The 16,039-nt window shown below is 62.8% G+C and carries 16 protein-coding genes; all 16 read right to left on the bottom strand.

Annotated features, from left to right (window positions below):
• Position 1: 1 nt before the first annotated feature.
• The 16 genes from UB48_RS20300 to fliQ all read right to left on the bottom strand — a co-directional run bounded on the left by UB48_RS20300 (position 2) and on the right by fliQ (position 16,029).
• Positions 2 to 481: a chemotaxis protein CheW gene (locus UB48_RS20300; RefSeq protein WP_010225041.1), complete on the bottom strand. Its 480-nt coding sequence runs from the start codon at positions 479 to 481 to the stop codon at positions 2 to 4.
• A gap of 64 nt (positions 482 to 545) precedes the next feature.
• Positions 546 to 1,403, bottom strand: a complete 858-nt coding sequence (locus UB48_RS20295) for a CheW domain-containing protein (protein WP_045200332.1) — start codon at positions 1,401 to 1,403, stop codon at positions 546 to 548.
• Positions 1,403 to 2,191 (bottom strand): ParA family protein, encoded by a 789-nt coding sequence (locus tag UB48_RS20290; RefSeq protein ID WP_045200330.1) that lies wholly within the window; start codon positions 2,189 to 2,191, stop codon positions 1,403 to 1,405. The genes UB48_RS20295 and UB48_RS20290 overlap by 1 nt, the downstream gene beginning before the upstream one ends.
• Positions 2,192 to 2,236: 45 nt before the next feature.
• A complete protein-coding gene (motD, locus tag UB48_RS20285; protein WP_045200328.1) occupies positions 2,237 to 3,124 on the bottom strand; it encodes a flagellar motor protein MotD in 888 nt (295 codons plus the stop codon).
• Between the two features lie 3 nt (positions 3,125 to 3,127).
• A complete protein-coding gene (locus tag UB48_RS20280; protein WP_045200326.1) occupies positions 3,128 to 3,868 on the bottom strand; it encodes a flagellar motor protein in 741 nt (246 codons plus the stop codon).
• Entirely contained in the window at positions 3,868 to 4,986 is a 1,119-nt protein-coding gene (locus UB48_RS20275) for a chemotaxis response regulator protein-glutamate methylesterase (protein ID WP_045200324.1), read from the bottom strand. Before UB48_RS20275 ends, UB48_RS20280 begins: the two co-directional genes overlap by 1 nt.
• A gap of 45 nt (positions 4,987 to 5,031) precedes the next feature.
• On the bottom strand, positions 5,032 to 7,263 hold the full coding sequence (locus UB48_RS20270) for a chemotaxis protein CheA (protein WP_045200321.1): 2,232 nt from the start codon (positions 7,261 to 7,263) through the stop codon (positions 5,032 to 5,034).
• A 12-nt stretch (positions 7,264 to 7,275) separates the two neighbouring features.
• Complete coding sequence (locus tag UB48_RS20265; protein WP_045200319.1) at positions 7,276 to 8,064, bottom strand: protein phosphatase CheZ; 789 nt, start codon at positions 8,062 to 8,064, stop codon at positions 7,276 to 7,278.
• Positions 8,065 to 8,083: 19 nt separating this feature from the next.
• Positions 8,084 to 8,458 (bottom strand): chemotaxis response regulator CheY, encoded by a 375-nt coding sequence (locus UB48_RS20260; protein WP_036990294.1) that lies wholly within the window; start codon positions 8,456 to 8,458, stop codon positions 8,084 to 8,086.
• Positions 8,459 to 8,561: 103 nt separating this feature from the next.
• Complete coding sequence (gene fliA / locus UB48_RS20255) at positions 8,562 to 9,302, bottom strand: RNA polymerase sigma factor FliA (protein WP_010225024.1); 741 nt, start codon at positions 9,300 to 9,302, stop codon at positions 8,562 to 8,564.
• Positions 9,299 to 10,132 (bottom strand): flagellar synthesis regulator FleN, encoded by an 834-nt coding sequence (gene fleN, locus UB48_RS20250; RefSeq protein WP_016393812.1) that lies wholly within the window; start codon positions 10,130 to 10,132, stop codon positions 9,299 to 9,301. The genes fliA and fleN overlap by 4 nt, the downstream gene beginning before the upstream one ends.
• A gap of 120 nt (positions 10,133 to 10,252) precedes the next feature.
• Positions 10,253 to 11,563: a flagellar biosynthesis protein FlhF gene (flhF, locus tag UB48_RS20245; protein ID WP_045200312.1), complete on the bottom strand. Its 1,311-nt coding sequence runs from the start codon at positions 11,561 to 11,563 to the stop codon at positions 10,253 to 10,255.
• Between the two features lie 11 nt (positions 11,564 to 11,574).
• Positions 11,575 to 13,704 carry a flagellar biosynthesis protein FlhA gene (flhA, locus tag UB48_RS20240; protein WP_045200310.1) on the bottom strand — a complete coding sequence of 710 codons (2,130 nt, stop codon included), beginning with the start codon at positions 13,702 to 13,704 and terminating at the stop codon, positions 11,575 to 11,577.
• A gap of 132 nt (positions 13,705 to 13,836) precedes the next feature.
• The gene (flhB, locus tag UB48_RS20235; RefSeq protein ID WP_045200308.1) at positions 13,837 to 14,973 is read right to left on the bottom strand and encodes a flagellar biosynthesis protein FlhB; all 1,137 of its coding nucleotides are present in this window, start codon (positions 14,971 to 14,973) and stop codon (positions 13,837 to 13,839) included.
• A gap of 2 nt (positions 14,974 to 14,975) precedes the next feature.
• Positions 14,976 to 15,752: a flagellar biosynthetic protein FliR gene (gene fliR / locus UB48_RS20230; protein WP_045200306.1), complete on the bottom strand. Its 777-nt coding sequence runs from the start codon at positions 15,750 to 15,752 to the stop codon at positions 14,976 to 14,978.
• Positions 15,753 to 15,759: 7 nt separating this feature from the next.
• Positions 15,760 to 16,029 carry a flagellar biosynthesis protein FliQ gene (fliQ, locus tag UB48_RS20225; RefSeq protein ID WP_045200304.1) on the bottom strand — a complete coding sequence of 90 codons (270 nt, stop codon included), beginning with the start codon at positions 16,027 to 16,029 and terminating at the stop codon, positions 15,760 to 15,762.
• Positions 16,030 to 16,039: the final 10 nt, after the last annotated feature.

Genomic DNA, 16,039 nt, shown 5'->3' with positions numbered 1-16,039 from the left:
CTCAGATGTTCTCCAGCTCGGACCACTCTTCCTCGGTCATCATCTTGTCCAGCTCGACCAGAATCAGCAGTTCGTTGTTCTTGTTGCACACGCCCTGGATGAACTTGGCCGATTCTTCGTTGCCGACATTCGGCGCGGTCTCGATTTCCGACTGACGCAGGTAAACCACTTCGGCAACGCTGTCGACCAGAATGCCGACCACTTGCTTGTCGGCTTCGATGATGACGATACGGGTGTTGTCGGTGATCTCGCTGGACAGCAGGCCGAAGCGCTGGCGGGTGTCGATCACGGTGACCACGTTACCGCGCAGGTTGATGATGCCCAGCACGTAGCTCGGGGCACCCGGGACCGGGGCGATCTCGGTGTAGCGCAGGACTTCCTGCACCTGCATCACATTGATGCCGTAGGACTCGTTGTCCAGCTTGAAGGTCACCCACTGCAGGATCGGATCTTCGGAACCTTGTGCAGACGATTTTTTCATTCCCCTATCCCTCAAATTCCGCCATCGGCGGTGTGCTCAGTGCGGTCGCGGCAGATGCGGCCGATTATTTATGGGTGTTGTGCAGTTGCTTGACTGCGCCGCTGGCGATCAACTCGGCCAGCTCGGCGACGTCGAGCAACGCGCACATGTGTTCAATCACGGTGCCGGCCAGCCATGGCCGCTGGCCACGCTGGCTGCGCCACTTGATCTCGTTGGGGTCCAGGCGCAGCGAACGGCTGACCTGATGCACCGCCAGGCCCCATTCGTAGCCCTGGACCGAAATCACGTACTGCAGGCCCTGGCGAAAGTCGTCCCGGTAACGGTCGGGCATGACCCAGCGGGCGGTGTCCAATACCTTGAGGTTGCCGCTCTGGCTCGGCAGGATGCCAAGGAACCAGTCAGGCTGGCCGAACAGTGGTGTCAGTTCATGGCCGGCCAGCGAGTAAATCGAGCCCAGGCACACCAGCGGTACCGCCAGGGTCAGGCCGGCAACATCGAACAGCAGGCATTCGAACGGCTCGGCGGCCCAGGCCGGACGGCCATCGATGGTGGCCGGCGGTACCGGTTGATTGGGCGCCGGCGGCAGGTGCACGTCCACCAGCGGCTCGACCGGTGCAACCTGGGCAACCTCAGGCACTTCGACCACAGGCTCCAGCACAGGCTCGACAACCGCTGGCAAGGTCAGCGGCAATACCGGCCGAGATGGCTCGGCAAACGGCCGTGGTTCGGGTTTTACTGCGGCCTGGGCCGCCACCTGGGCATCACGGGCCTGCTCTTCGCGCACAGCCGCCTGGAATTCGTCGGGCTCAACCGAAACTGGCAGCACTTCGTCGAGTTCTTCGGTGGCCTCCTGCAGCAAGCCATCGAGGTAGCTCTGCAGGGCCATCTGCGGCCGGCTGGCAAGCTGTTGAGGACGATTCATCAGGCCACCTGCAAGGCAAGGTTCTGCGTCAGCAGGTGCTTGAGCAAGGCGCGGTAAGCCACCACGCCGCGGCTTTTGCCGTCGAACTGCGAGGGTGTCAGCCCAGCCCGGCTGGCATCACGCAGGCGCGTGTCGACCGGGATGTAGCCTTGCCAGATATGCTCGGGGTAAGCGTCGCGCAGCACCCGCAAGGTACCCATCGAGGCCTGGGTACGGCGGTCGAACAGGGTCGGCACGATGTGGTAAGGCAAGGCCTGCTTGCGCGAGCGGTTGACCATCGCCAGGGTGCTGACCATGCGCTCCAGGCCCTTGACCGCCAGGTACTCGGTTTGCACCGGGATCACCAACTGCTGGCTGGCCGCCAGGGCGTTGACCATCAGCACGCCGAGCAACGGCGGGCTGTCGATGATGGCGTAGTCGAAATCCTGCCAGAGCTGCGCCAGAGACTTGGCGATCACCAGGCCCAGGCCACTCTGGCCCGGCGACTGGCGCTCAAGCACGGCCAGGGCGGTGCTCGAGGGCAGCAGCGAGATTTTCTCGTCGCTGGTGGGCAACAGCAATTGCCCGGGCAAGCCCTCGGGCACCGTGCCCTTGTGCAGGAACAGGTCGTAGCAACTGTGCTCCAGCGCATCGGGGTTGTGCCCGAAGTAGCTGGTCATCGACCCGTGCGGGTCGAGGTCGACGACAACCACGCGCTTGCCCGCCTCGGCCAGCAGGCCGGCCAGGGCGATGGACGTGGTGGTCTTGCCGACTCCACCTTTTTGATTGGCTACTGCCCAGACTCTCATTGCGTTGCTTCCTCCCGGTACGGCAGCCTGCCCTGCCGGGATCGGTTATAGGGTCGGTGACGGGGAATTGACGCGATTGTCGCCCACCGTCGGTGCTACCGCTGGCGGTGCAGTTTGTGTGCCAGCCCGCTTCATCGCCGCGTCCGGGGTGGCATTGGCGCTGCCAGTGCCAGTCAGGCTGCGGCGTACTTCGAGGTTGCGCGAGATCACCAGCACCACCCGTCGGTTGCGCGCCCGGCCTTCAGCGCTGTCGTTGGCGGCGATCGGCTGGAACTCGCCATAGCCGACCGATGCCATGCGCGCCGGGTTCACCCCTTCCATCGCCAGCAGCCGGACGATACTCGCCGCCCGTGCCGATGACAGCTCCCAGTTGGTCGGGTACTGCGCGGTGCGAATCGGCAGGTCGTCGGTAAAGCCTTCGACGTGCACCGGGTTGGCGAACGGCTTGAGGATCTTCGCCACCTTCTCGATGATGTTGAACGCCACGTCGCTGGGCATGGCGTCGCCGCTGCCGAACAGCAGCGAGGAATTGAGTTCGATCTCGACCCACAGCTCGTTGCCGCGCACGGTCATCTGGTCGGACTTGATCAGGTCGCCGAAGGCGTCGCGCACGTCATCGGTGATGGTCTTGAGCGGGTCGCTGCTGGTTTGCGCCAGGCCCGCATCGACCTGCTCGCTGTCCTTGATCAACGGCTCGGCCGGCTTGACGCTGAGCGGGCGCTCGTCGCCAATGGGGATCGGCTTCATGCTCCGCTCGGGGTCGTTGAACACGCCGATCAGCGCCTGGGAAATGACCTTGTACTTGCCCTCGTTGATCGACGAGATCGAATACATGACCACGAAGAAGGCAAACAGCAAGGTGATGAAGTCGGCGTAGGACACCAGCCAGCGTTCGTGGTTTTCATGCTCTTCGGGTTGTCGACGGCGCGCCATGTGTTACTCCATGAAGCCCTGAAGCTTCAGCTCGATCGAGCGCGGGTTTTCGCCTTCGGCGATCGACAGCAAGCCTTCCAGAAGCATTTCCCGGTAGCGCGACTGACGCAGGGCCAGGGCCTTGAGCTTGTTGGCGATCGGCAGCAGGATCAGGTTGGCACTGGCAACACCGTAAATGGTGGCGACGAAGGCCACGGCAATGCCGTTGCCCAACTGCGACGGGTCAGCAAGATTGCCCATGACGTGAATCAGGCCCATCACCGCACCGATGATACCGATGGTCGGCGCATAGCCGCCCATGCTCTCGAACACCTTGGCGGCCTGCACGTCGCGGCTTTCCTGGGTGTAGAAATCCACTTCGAGAATGCTGCGAATGGCTTCCGGCTCGGCGCCGTCGACCAGCAACTGCAGACCTTTGCGTGCGTACGGGTCCGGCTCGGCATCGGCGACGCCTTCCAGGCCCAGCAGGCCTTCCTTGCGTGCGGTCAGCGACCAGTTGACGACCCGGTCGATACCGCCAGCCAGGTCGACCCGTGGCGGGAACAGGATCCAGCGCACGATCTGCAGCGCGCGCTTGAAGGCGCTCATCGGCGATTGCAGCAAGGCCGCCGCCAGGGTGCCGCCGAGCACGATCAAGGCCGCCGGGCCATTGAGCAGTGCCGACAGGTGGCCGCCTTCGAGGTAGTTGCCGCCAACGATGGCGACAAAGGCCAGGATGATCCCGATAAGGCTCAAGACATCCATCAGACGCAGGCCTCGACCAGGTGCTTGCCGATCTCGTCCAGGCCATACACGGCGTCTGCCAGGTTGGCTTTGACGATGGCCATGGGCATGCCGTAGATCACGCAGCTGGCTTCATCCTGGGCCCACACGGTGCTGCCGCCCTGCTTGAGCAGGCGTGCACCTTCACGGCCGTCGGCGCCCATGCCGGTGAGCACCACCGACAGCACCTTGTCGCCATAGGACTTGGCCGCCGAACCAAAGGTGATGTCCACGCACGGTTTGTAATTCAGGCGCTCGTCGCCCGGCAGGATCTTCACCGTGCCGCGGCCGTCGACCATCATCTGCTTGCCGCCAGGGGCCAGCAGGGCCAGGCCCGGGCGCAGCATGTCGCCGTCCTCGGCTTCCTTGACGCTGATCTTGCACAGCTTGTCGAGGCGCTCGGCAAACGCCTTGGTAAAGGCCGCCGGCATGTGCTGGATCAGCACGATCGGCGCCGGGAAGTTGGCCGGCAACTGGGTCAGAACCCGCTGCAGGGCAACCGGGCCGCCGGTGGAAGTACCGATGGCAACCAGCTTGTAGGGTTTGCGCTTGGGTGCCGGCGAAGCACTCGATGCTGGCGCAGCCGCTGCGCGCACAGGTGCTGCGGCGCGTGGTGCAGGCGTGCTGCCCAGGCTGCTGACGGCAGGTTGCGCGGCTGGCTGCGGCGCGGGCGCCGGGCTTGCGTAGGCACTGAAACGACGGTTGCTGCGGGAAATGGTATGAACCTTTTCACACAGCAGTTGCTTGACCTTCTCCGGGTTGCGCGAGATGTCTTCGAAGTTCTTCGGCAGGTAGTCGACCGCACCGGCATCCAGCGCATCGAGGGTGACGCGGGCGCCTTCGTGGGTCAGCGAGGAGAACATCAGCACCGGGGTCGGGCAACGCTGCATGATGTGACGCACGGCGGTGATGCCATCCATCATGGGCATTTCGTAGTCCATGGTGATGACATCGGGCTTGAGCGACAGCGCCTGGTCGATCGCTTCCTTGCCATTGGTCGCGGTACCGACGACCTGGATAGTCGGGTCCGCTGAAAGAATTTCCGAGACGCGGCGGCGGAAGAAACCGGAATCATCCACCACCAGGACCTTGACTGCCATAAACACTCCATTAGGGGGCGCGGCATGTGAGCCGCGCCACCAGAATCAAATACGCCGGGCGGCGTAACGCTTGAGCATGCTCGGTACGTCGAGGATCAGCGCAATGCGCCCGTCACCGGTAATGGTGGCGCCCGACATGCCCGGGGTGCCCTGGAGCATCTTGCCCAGCGGCTTGATGACCACTTCTTCCTGGCCCACCAGTTGATCGACGACGAAGCCGATCCGCTGGGTACCCACCGAAAGGATCACCACATGGCCCTCGCGCTGCTCTTCATGAGCGGCCGAGCTGACCAGCCAGCGCTTGAGGTAGAACAGCGGCAAGGCCTTGTCACGCACGATCACCACTTCCTGGCCGTCGACCACGTTGGTGCGCGACAGGTCGAGGTGGAAGATCTCGTTGACGTTGACCAGCGGGAAGGCGAACGCCTGGTTGCCGAGCATGACCATCAGCGTCGGCATGATCGCCAGGGTCAGCGGCACCTTGATGACGATCTTCGAGCCCAGGCCCTTGGTCGAGTAGATGTTGATCGAGCCGTTGAGCTGGGAAATCTTGGTTTTCACCACGTCCATGCCCACGCCACGCCCGGACACGTCGGAAATCTCGGTCTTGGTCGAGAAGCCCGGGGCGAAGATCAGGTTGTAGCACTCGGTCTCGCTCAGGCGATCGGCGGCGTCCTTGTCCATCACTCCGCGCTTGACCGCAATGGCACGCAGCACGTCGGCGTCCATGCCCTTGCCGTCATCGGAGATCGACAGCAGGATGTGGTCGCCTTCCTGTTCGGCCGAGAGCACTACCTTGCCGCCGCGGGACTTGCCCGAGGCTTCGCGCTCTTCCGGGGTTTCGACGCCATGGTCGACGGCGTTGCGCACCAAGTGCACCAGCGGGTCGGCCAGGGCCTCGACGAGGTTCTTGTCGAGGTCGGTCTCTTCGCCGACCAGCTCCAGGTTGATTTCTTTCTTCAACTGCCGGGCCAGGTCGCGAACCAGGCGCGGGAAGCGCCCGAAGACCTTCTTGATCGGCTGCATGCGGGTTTTCATCACCGCGGTCTGCAGGTCGGCGGTCACCACGTCGAGGTTCGACACGGCCTTGGACATGGCCTCGTCGCCACTGTTCAGGCCCAGACGCACCAGGCGGTTACGCACCAGCACCAGCTCGCCGACCATGTTCATGATCTCGTCGAGCCGCGCGGTGTCGACCCGTACGGTGGTTTCGGTTTCGCTGGCAGGGTGCTTTTCGGCAGCCGGAGCGGCCTGGCGTGCAGGTGCAGGCGCCGCAGCCGCTGCTTTGGCCGCAGGGGCTGGTGCAGCAGCTGGCTTGGCGGCAGGTGCTGGCGCAGGCTTGGCCGCCGCTTTCGCAGGTGCTGCGCTGGCAACTGGTGCAGCCGTGGCTACTGCGTCCGGAGCAAACTTGCCCTTGCCGTGCAGTTCGTCGAGCAGCGCTTCGAACTCGTGCTCGGAGATGTGATCGCCAGCCGCGGCAGGCGCGCAGGCTTCCACAGGCGCGGCAGCAGCGCCCGGCAGCGCATCGACGGCAAAAGTACCCTTGCCGTGCAACTGGTCGAGCAGCGCTTCGAATTCATCGTCGGTGATGTCGCCACTGACATCGCCAGCGGCAGCTGCAGCAGCCGGCGCTTCAGCCGCGCCGCCGAGGTTGTCGGCGGCGAACTGGCCCTTGCCGTGCAACTGGTCAAGCAGCGACTCGAACTCGGCGTCGGTGATTTCGTCACCGGCAGGCTCGGCGTCCTGGGCTTGTGCCTCGGCCTTGACTGCATTGAGCGAGTCGAGCAGTTGTTCGAATTCGGTGTCGGTGATGTCCGCCTCGGCCTCGGCCGCCGGCGCTTCAACCACCTCGGGCTCAGCGGCAGGGGCTGGTGCTTCGTCTTCCCCGGCAGGCTCGGCCAGGCGCGACAGCGCCGCCAGCAGCTCTGGGGTCGCCGGGGTGATGTCGCTGCGCTCGCGAACCTGGCCGAACATGCTGTTGACCGTGTCCAGGGCTTCCAGGACCACGTCCATCAGTTCGGAGTCGACGCGTCGGGCACCCTTGCGCAGGATGTCGAACACGTTTTCGGCGATATGGCAGCACTCCACCAGCTCGTTGAGCTGGAGGAAGCCGGCGCCCCCTTTTACAGTGTGAAAACCGCGAAAGATCGCATTGAGCAGGTCGGCATCATCCGGTCGGCTTTCCAGCTCGACCAATTGCTCGGACAGTTGCTCAAGAATTTCGCCGGCTTCTACCAGGAAATCCTGAAGGATTTCTTCATCGGCGCCGAAGCTCATTAAACGTGCTCCCTAAAAACCCAGACTGGACAGCAGATCGTCGACATCGTCCTGACCGGACACAACGTCTTCACGCTTATCGGCATGAATCTGCGGACCTTCACCCCGAGTCGGATGTTTTTCTTGATCTTTTTCAGCGCGCAGCTGCTGGTGGTCATGTTCGATACCGGCAAAACGGTCAACTTGACTTGCCATCAGCACGAGCTTGAGCAGATTGCTTTCTACTTCGGTGACCAGCGCCGTGACGCGTTTGATCACCTGGCCGGTCAGGTCTTGGTAGTCCTGAGCCAGAAGAATGTCATTGAGGTGGCTGGCGACCTTGCGGTTGCCCTCCTCGCTGCGCGTCAGGAAACTGTCGACACGCTTGGCCAGCTCACGGAACTCCGGTGCCGCCACTTCGCGGCGCATGAAGCGCTGCCAGTCGACGCTCAGCGCCTTGGCCTCGTCGCTCAGTTCGTTGAGTACCGGCGTGCTGGCTTCGACCAGGTCCATGGTGCGGTTGGCCGCGCCCTCGGTCAGCTTGACCACGTAGGACAGGCGTTCGGTCGCATCGGTGATCTGCGACACTTCCTCGGCTTGCGGCATGTGCGGGTCGATCTGGAAACTGACGATCGCGCTGTGCAGCTCGCGGGTGAGTTTGCCGACTTCCTGATACAGGCCAAGGTCACGGGTCTGGTTCAGCTGATGGATCAGTTGCACCGCGTCGCCGAACTTGCCTCGTTCAAGGCTGTCGACCAGTTCCCGGGCGTGTTTCTTGAGTGTCGACTCAAACTCGCCCAAGGATGATTGTGTTTGCTCCATAGCGCCCCCGTGGCGTACCTCAGCTATTGACGCGCTCGAAGATCTTTTCGATCTTTTCTTTCAGCACCTGGGCAGTGAACGGCTTAACCACGTAGCCGTTGACCCCGGCCTGGGCGGCTTCGATGATCTGCTCGCGCTTGGCTTCGGCAGTCACCATCAGCACCGGCAGGTGCTTGAGGCGCTCATCGGCACGCACTTTGCGCAGCAGGTCGATACCGGACATGCCAGGCATGTTCCAGTCGGTCACCAGAAAGTCGAAATGACCGCTTTCGAGCATCGGCAGTGCGGTGTTGCCGTCGTCGGCTTCCTGGGTGTTGGTAAAGCCCAGATCACGCAACAGGTTCTTGATGATCCGCCGCATCGTCGAAAAGTCGTCCACGATGAGGATTTTCATGTCTTTGTTCAATTAGACCTCCAAGCAGTCTTTAACGCGTTCAGCGCGGAACGCGCATTCAATCAATTCGGCACTACATTTCACGACTGCATCGAACCTGCGTTCAACGCGCCCGCCATTCCCCCAGGCGACCACGCAAACGTGCCGCGCACTGGCTGTGCAACTGGCTGACACGCGACTCGCTCACCCCCAGGACCTCACCGATCTCCTTGAGGTTGAGCTCTTCGTCGTAGTACAGCGCCAGGACCAGACGCTCGCGTTCCGGCAGGTTGGCGATGGCATCGGCCAGGGCTGCCTGAAAACGCTCGTCTTCCAGATCGCGCGAAGGCTCGAGCTGGGCACTGGCACCGTCCTCGTGCAGGCCTTCATGTTCGCCGTCCTGCAACAGGTCGTCGAAACTGAACAGGCGGCTGCCCAGGGTGTCATTCAAAATCCCGTAATAATCATCGAGACTCAATTGAAGTTCGGCAGCAACCTCGTGATCTTTAGCGTCACGGCCGGTTTTTGCTTCAATTGCACGAATCGCGTCACTGACCATGCGGGTATTGCGGTGTACCGAACGCGGCGCCCAGTCGCCCTTGCGCACTTCATCGAGCATGGCGCCACGGATGCGGATGCCGGCGTAGGTCTCGAAACTGGCCCCCTTGCTGGCGTCATACTTGTTGGCGACTTCGAGCAGGCCGATCATCCCGGCCTGGATCAGGTCCTCCACCTGCACACTGGCCGGCAGACGTGCCAACAAGTGGTAGGCGATGCGCTTGACCAGCGGCGCGTAACGCTCGATCAGTTCGTACTGGGCGTCACGCGAAGCCTTGCTGTACATCCGATAACCACTGGCGTTCATAGCACCGGACCCGCACTCGTCGGTTGCACCAGGCGCTCGACGAAGAACTCCAGGTGCCCCCGTGGGTTGGCAGGCAGCGGCCAGCTATCGACCTTCTGGGCAATGGCCTTGAATGCCAGCGCGCACTTGGAACGCGGGAAGGCTTCATAGACCGCTCGCTGCTTCTGCACCGCCTTGCGCACACATTCGTCGTAAGGCACCGCACCGACGTATTGTAGGGCGACATCGAGGAAGCGATCAGTGACCTTGGTCAACTTGGCGAACAGGTTGCGCCCTTCCTGAGGGCTCTGGGCCATGTTGGCGAGGACGCGGAAGCGGTTCATGCCGTAATCGCGGTTGAGCAGCTTGATCAGCGCGTAGGCGTCAGTGATCGAAGTGGGCTCGTCGCACACCACCAGCAGCACTTCCTGGGCGGCGCGGACAAAACTGACTACCGAGTCACCGATACCTGCAGCGGTGTCGATCACCAGCACATCGAGGTTGTCGCCGATCTCGCTGAAGGCCTGGATCAGGCCGGCGTGCTGGGCCGGAGCCAGGTGCACCATGCTCTGCGTGCCCGAGGCCGCCGGCACGATGCGCACACCGCCGGGGCCTTGCAGCAGCACGTCGCGCAGTTCGCAACGGCCTTCAATGACATCGGCCAGGGTGCGCTTGGGCGTCAGGCCCAGCAGCACATCAACGTTGGCCAGGCCCAGGTCGGCGTCCAGCAGCATGACCCGACGGCCAAGCTCAGCCAGCGCCAATGACAGGTTCACTGACACGTTAGTCTTGCCAACGCCACCTTTGCCGCCGGTCACGGCGATCACCTGTACGGGATGCATGCTACCCATGTTTGTTCTTTACCTTGTCTTACTTAGACCGAGGCCACATGACTGGGCTGCGCTTTCAACACCTGAAAAATGCCTGGCAGACCATTGATGTAGGTACTTTGCAACGTATTCATATTCCCCTCAGCCCACGCGTTTGCCGGAGCTGTGGTAGAGATCAGCGAACATGTCGGCCATGGCCTCTTCGCTGGGCTCGTCCTGCATCTGCACGCTCACTGCGCGGCTGACCAACTGGTGCCGGCGCGGCAGGTGCAGGTCGTCAGGAATGCGCGGGCCATCGGTAAGATAGGCCACCGGCAGTTCGTGACTGATTGCCAGGCTCAATACTTCGCCGAGGCTGGCGGTTTCATCTAGCTTGGTCAGGATGCAACCGGCCAGGCCGCAGCGCTTGTAGCTGTGGTAGGCGGCGGTCAGCACCTGTTTCTGGCTGGTGGTTGCCAGTACCAGGTAATTCTTGGCCTGAATCCCGCGCCCGGCAAGGGTTTCCAGCTGCATGCGCAGCGCCGGGTCGCTGGCTTGCAGGCCGGCGGTATCGATCAGTACCACGCGCTTGCGCAGCAGCGGGTCGAGGGCCTGGGCCAGCGACTGGCCCGGGTCGACGTGAGTAACCGAGACATTGAGGATCCGCCCCAGGGTCTTGAGCTGCTCCTGGGCGCCGATACGGAAGCTGTCCATGCTCACCAGGGCCAGGTTCTGCGCGCCGTACTTGAGCACGTAGCGCGCGGCGAGCTTGGCCAGGGTGGTGGTCTTGCCCATGCCGGCCGGACCGACCATGGCAATGACACCGCCTTCTTCGATCGGTTCGATTTCCGGCACCTGGATCATCCGCGCCAGGTGCGCCAGGAGCATGCGCCAGGCGTGACGCGGCTCTTCGATTTCGGTGGTCAGCTCGAGCAGTTCGCGGGCAATCGGCCCGGACAGGCCGATGCGCTGCAGGCGGCGCCAGAGGTTGGCCTGCTGCGGCTTGTTGCCCTGCAACTGGCTCCAGGCCAGCGAGCCGAGCTGTACTTCAAGCAGTTCGCGCAGGCCCGAGAGCTCCGAGCGCATCGAGTCGAACAGGCGCGGGTCGATGGGTGCCGCAGCCGGTGCAGCAGGCACGGCCGGCGCTTCGACCTGCGGGTCGACCAGCGGCTCGGAAGCAGTCAGCGGCAAGCCGGCAAACAGCTGGCGATTGGCATCTTCGCTCTCGCTGCGGCTGCTCAGCTCGGCCTGGGCGGTGACGATGCGCGACTGGGTCTTGCGCAGCTCGTCCTCGAGCTCGACATTCGGCACCCGCGGCGCCAGGGCGGACAGCTTGTAGTCCAGCGCAGCCGTCAGCTCGACACCGCCAGCAATCCGTCGGTTGCCAATGATGGCGGCATCGGCCCCCAGCTCATCGCGAACCAGCTTCATGGCCTGACGCATATCGGCGGCGAAAAAACGCTTAACTTGCATAACCCACTACCTCAGCCGTTCGGGCCCACTGTGGCGACGATGGTAACTTGCTTGTTGTCAGGTATTTCCTGATACGCCAAAACATGCAAATTCGGTACAGCCAGGCGACCGAAGCGCGACAGCATGGCTCGTACCGGTCCTGCGACCAGGAGGATCGCCGGCTGCCCTTGCATCTCCTGACGCTGGGCGGCTTCGATCAACGAACGCTGAAGCTTTTCGGCCATGCTCGGTTCCAGAAGAACACCGTCTTCCTGGCCTTGCCCAGCCCTTTGCAAACTATTGAGCAAAATCTGTTCCAATCTTGGTTCAAGGGTGATCACAGGCAGCTCGGACTCAACGCCGACAATGCTTTGCACGATAGCGCGACACAATCCGACGCGCACCACCGCCACCAGCGCGGCGGTATCTTGACTCTTGCCCGGGTTGTTGGCGATGGCTTCGGCAATGCTGCGAATGTCGCGCACCGGAACCTGCTCGGCGAGCAACGCCTGCAGCACTTTGAGCAGGCCCGACAAGGAAATGACGCCCGGCACCAGCTCCTCGGCAAGCTTGGGCGACGCCTTGGCCAGCACCTGCAGCAGCTGCTGCACTTCTTCGTGGCCGATCAGCTCGTGGCAGTGCTTGTGCAGAATCTGGTTGAGGTGGGTGGCGACCACGGTACTGGCGTCTACCACCGTGTAGCCCAGCGACTGCGCCTGGCTGCGCTGGTTGACGTCGATCCACACCGCTTCCAGACCAAAGGCCGGATCGCGGGCGGCAATGCCATTGAGGGTACCGAACACCTGCCCGGGGTTGATCGCAAGCTCGCGGTCCGGGTAGATCTCGGCTTCGGCCAGGATCACCCCCATCAGGGTCAGGCGATAGGCACTGGGCGCCAGGTCGAGGTTGTCGCGAATGTGCACCGTGGGCATGAGAAAGCCCAGGTCCTGGGACAACTTTTTGCGCACGCCCTTGATCCGCGCCAGCAACTGGCCGCCCTGGTTGCGGTCCACCAGCGGAATCAGCCGGTAGCCGACCTCAAGGCCGATCATGTCGATCGGGGTGACGTCATCCCAGCCCAGCTCCTTGGTTTCCATCGCGCGCTGTGGCGATGGCAGCAGGTCCTGCTGGCGTTGCACCTCTTCCAGGGCCTTGAGCTTGGCCTGGTTCTGCTTGCGCCACACCAGGTAGGCGCCGCCGGCGGCCAGCAGGCCGAGGCTCAGGAAGGCGATGTGCGGCATGCCCGGCACCAGGCCCATGACGATCATCAGGCCAGCCGACACCGCCAGGGCCTTGGGCGAATCGAACATCTGCCGGTTGATCTGCTTGCCCATGTCCTCGGAGCCCGAGGCGCGGGTAACCATGATCGCCGCCGCGGTGGACAGCAACAGCGAGGGCAACTGCGCCACCAAACCGTCACCGATGGTCAACAGTGCATAGACCTTGCCGGCGTCGGCAAAGGTCATGTTGTGCTGGAACATACCGACGGCCATGCCGCCGATCAGGTTGATGAACAGGATCAACAGGCCGGCGATGGCGTCACCGCGAACAAACTTGCTGGCACCGTCCATCGAACCATAGAACTCGGCCTCGCCGGCCACTTCGGCGCGCCGCGCCTTGGCCTGGGCCTGGTCGATCAGGCCGGCGTTGAGGTCGGCGTCGATGGCCATCTGCTTGCCGGGCATGGCGTCGAGGGTGAAGCGCGCGCTCACTTCGGAAATACGCCCGGCACCTTTGGTGACCACCACGAAGTTGATGATCATCAGGATCGCGAAGACGACGATACCGACCACGTAGTTACCGCCGATCACCACCTCGCCGAAGGCCTGGATCACCTTACCGGCGGCCTCGTGGCCGTCATGGCCGTGTAGCATCACCACCCGCGTGGACGCCACGTTGAGCGCCAGGCGCAACAGCGTCGCCACCAGCAGGATGGTCGGGAACGCGGCGAAGTCCAGCGGGCGCAGGGCGTAGACGCAGACCAGCAGGACCACGATCGACAAGGCGATGTTGAAGGTGAAGAACACGTCGAGCAAAAACGGCGGGATCGGCAACATCATCATTGCCAGCATCACCAGCAGCAACAGCGGCACACCCAGGTTACCCCGGCCTAGACCGACCAGGTTGCTACGGGCACTGTTGATTAACTGAGAGCGATCCACCGGTATTCCTCGTTAGCTCAAGCAAAACTTTGACGCGTTTGAGGCGCGCAGCGCTGCCTTTGCAAGAAGCTTTCCAACTTTGCCAAACGAGGTGGTTTGAGTGGCTCGGGGCTGCTGCGCAGGCAGCGCCGATCAGGAATCGCGACGCAAATCCGGCGGGATCGGCAGATCCTTGAGCGGCTCCGGCGGCTTGCCCTTGCCGGCGCGATACTGGCGGATCTGGTAGACGTAGGCCAGCACCTGGGCCACTGCCAGGTACAAACCGGCGGGAATCTCTTCTTCAAGCTCGGTGGAGTAGTAGATCGAACGCGCCAGCGCCGGCGATTCGAGCACCTGGATCTTGTGCTCGTTGGCGATCTCGCGAATTTTCAGGGCGATGAAGTCGGCACCCTTGGCCAGCAGCAGCGGCGCCGCGCCCTTCTCCGGGTCGTACTTGAGCGCCACGGCATAGTGGGTCGGGTTGGTGATGATCACGTCCGCCTCGGGAATCGCCGCCATCATCCGCCGCTGCGAAGCCTCGCGCTGCAGTTGGCGAATGCGTTGCTTGACCTCGGGCTTGCCTTCGGAGTCCTTGTACTCGTCGCGCACCTCTTGCTTGGTCATCAGCAGCTTCTTGTGCGCCTGCCAGAGCTGGATCGGCACGTCCACCGCGGCAATGATCAACAGCCCCGCTGCCATCCACAGCGCACTCCAGCCAACTACCTGGACGCTATGGATGATCGCCTGCTCCAGCGGCTCGTTGGCAATCGCCAGCAGGTCATCGCGATCAGCCGACAACACCGTCAGGGCGACGATCAGAATCATGAAGAACTTGGCCAGCGCCTTGAGCAGCTCGGACAAGGCGTTGACCGAGAACATCCGCTTGATCCCCGATAGCGGGTTCATGCGGCTGAACTTCGGCGCCAGGGAGCTGCTGGAAAACAGGAACCCGCCCAGCGACACCGGGCCGATGATTGCCGCAATCAGCAGCACCAGCAATACCGGCTGAGTCGCGAGCAAGGCCATCTTGCCGGAGGCCATGAGGAAAATGCCCATGGACCGCTCATCGATGAGCACCTCGCGGGACAAGCTGAAATTGATGCGCATCAGCTCCATCAGGGTTTGCGCCAGGCCACCGCCAAACGCCAGCAGCGCTCCAGCGCCCGCCAGGGTCACCGCGACCGTGTTGAGTTCCTTGGAACGGGCAATCTCGCCCTTCTCGCGCGCGTCCTTCTTGCGCTTGTCGGTGGGGTCTTCTGTTTTGTCCTGACCGCTTTCGCTTTCTGCCATGCTCAGCGCGCCCGTGCCAGTTCACGCAGCCACTGCAAGGCTTCGGAAGCCAGTGACTGATAGTGAGGAAGAATATCGGCCAGGGTGATCCAGAAGATCACCATCCCCAGCACCAGGGTCAGCGGAAAGCCGATGGAAAAGATGTTCAACTGCGGCGCCGCCCGGGTCATCACGCCAAAGGCGATGTTGACCACCAGCAGCGCGGTCACCGCCGGCAATACCAACAGCATGGCTGCACCCAGCACCCAACCCAGGCGCCCGGCCAGGTCCCAGAAATGATTGACCAGCACACCGCCGCCCACCGGCAAGGTGGTAAAGCTCTCGGTCAGCACCTCGAAGACCACCAGATGGCCGTTGATGGCAAGGAACAGCAAGGTCACCAGCATGGTCAGGAACTGGCTGACCACCGCCACGTTGACGCCGTTGGCCGGATCGACCATGGAGGCGAAGGCCATGCCCATCTGGATTGCGACGATCTGCCCGGCGATCACGAAAATCTGGAAGAACAGCTGCAGCGCCATACCAAACACGGCGCCAATGATGATCTGCTCGGCCACCAGCAACATTGCCCTGAGATCCAGCGATTCGACCACCGGCATCGGCGGCAGGCCGGGAACGATGACTACGGTGATTGCCAGAGCGAAATACATGCGGATACGTGTCGGCACCAGGGTGGTACCGAAAATAGGCATGGTCATCAGCACCGCCGTGACGCGAATCAACGGCAGAATGAAACTGGCCACCCAGGCGCCGATCTGCGCGTCGGTCAGCTCAAGCATCGCCGGGTCAACCGATCAGCTGCGGAATGCTGCCGTACAACGACAGAATGTATTCCATGAATTTCTGCACCAGCCACGGGCCAACCACGATCAGCGTCACCAACATCACCAGCAGGCGCGGCAGGAAGCTCAGGGTCTGTTCGTTGATCTGCGTGGCGGCCTGGAACATCGCCACCACCAGGCCCACCAGCAGGCTTGGCACCACCAGGATGGCAACCATCAAGGTGGTCAGCCACAACGCATCGCGAAACAGGTCGACAGCCACTTCAGGGGTCATGGACTTCTTC

Origin of the sequence: Pseudomonas sp. 2(2015) (assembly GCF_000955865.1) — a bacterium.
Classification (GTDB): domain Bacteria; phylum Pseudomonadota; class Gammaproteobacteria; order Pseudomonadales; family Pseudomonadaceae; genus Aquipseudomonas.
This window is presented reverse-complemented; position numbering and strand designations above follow the sequence as displayed.

Bases quoted from the DNA above. Each gene is read 5' to 3' on its own strand.
- UB48_RS20300 (WP_010225041.1), bottom strand. From the start codon at position 481: ATGAAAAAATCGTCTGCACAAGGTTCCGAAGATCCGATCCTGCAGTGG.
- UB48_RS20295 (WP_045200332.1), bottom strand. From the start codon at position 1,403: ATGAATCGTCCTCAACAGCTTGCCAGCCGGCCGCAGATGGCCCTGCAG.
- UB48_RS20290 (WP_045200330.1), bottom strand. From the start codon at position 2,191: ATGAGAGTCTGGGCAGTAGCCAATCAAAAAGGTGGAGTCGGCAAGACC.
- motD (WP_045200328.1), bottom strand. From the start codon at position 3,124: ATGGCGCGCCGTCGACAACCCGAAGAGCATGAAAACCACGAACGCTGG.
- UB48_RS20280 (WP_045200326.1), bottom strand. From the start codon at position 3,868: ATGGATGTCTTGAGCCTTATCGGGATCATCCTGGCCTTTGTCGCCATC.
- UB48_RS20275 (WP_045200324.1), bottom strand. From the start codon at position 4,986: ATGGCAGTCAAGGTCCTGGTGGTGGATGATTCCGGTTTCTTCCGCCGC.
- UB48_RS20270 (WP_045200321.1), bottom strand. From the start codon at position 7,263: ATGAGCTTCGGCGCCGATGAAGAAATCCTTCAGGATTTCCTGGTAGAA.
- UB48_RS20265 (WP_045200319.1), bottom strand. From the start codon at position 8,064: ATGGAGCAAACACAATCATCCTTGGGCGAGTTTGAGTCGACACTCAAG.
- UB48_RS20260 (WP_036990294.1), bottom strand. From the start codon at position 8,458: ATGAAAATCCTCATCGTGGACGACTTTTCGACGATGCGGCGGATCATC.
- fliA (WP_010225024.1), bottom strand. From the start codon at position 9,302: ATGAACGCCAGTGGTTATCGGATGTACAGCAAGGCTTCGCGTGACGCC.
- fleN (WP_016393812.1), bottom strand. From the start codon at position 10,132: ATGGGTAGCATGCATCCCGTACAGGTGATCGCCGTGACCGGCGGCAAA.
- flhF (WP_045200312.1), bottom strand. From the start codon at position 11,563: ATGCAAGTTAAGCGTTTTTTCGCCGCCGATATGCGTCAGGCCATGAAG.
- flhB (WP_045200308.1), bottom strand. From the start codon at position 14,973: ATGGCAGAAAGCGAAAGCGGTCAGGACAAAACAGAAGACCCCACCGAC.
- fliR (WP_045200306.1), bottom strand. From the start codon at position 15,752: ATGCTTGAGCTGACCGACGCGCAGATCGGCGCCTGGGTGGCCAGTTTC.
- fliQ (WP_045200304.1), bottom strand. From the start codon at position 16,029: ATGACCCCTGAAGTGGCTGTCGACCTGTTTCGCGATGCGTTGTGGCTG.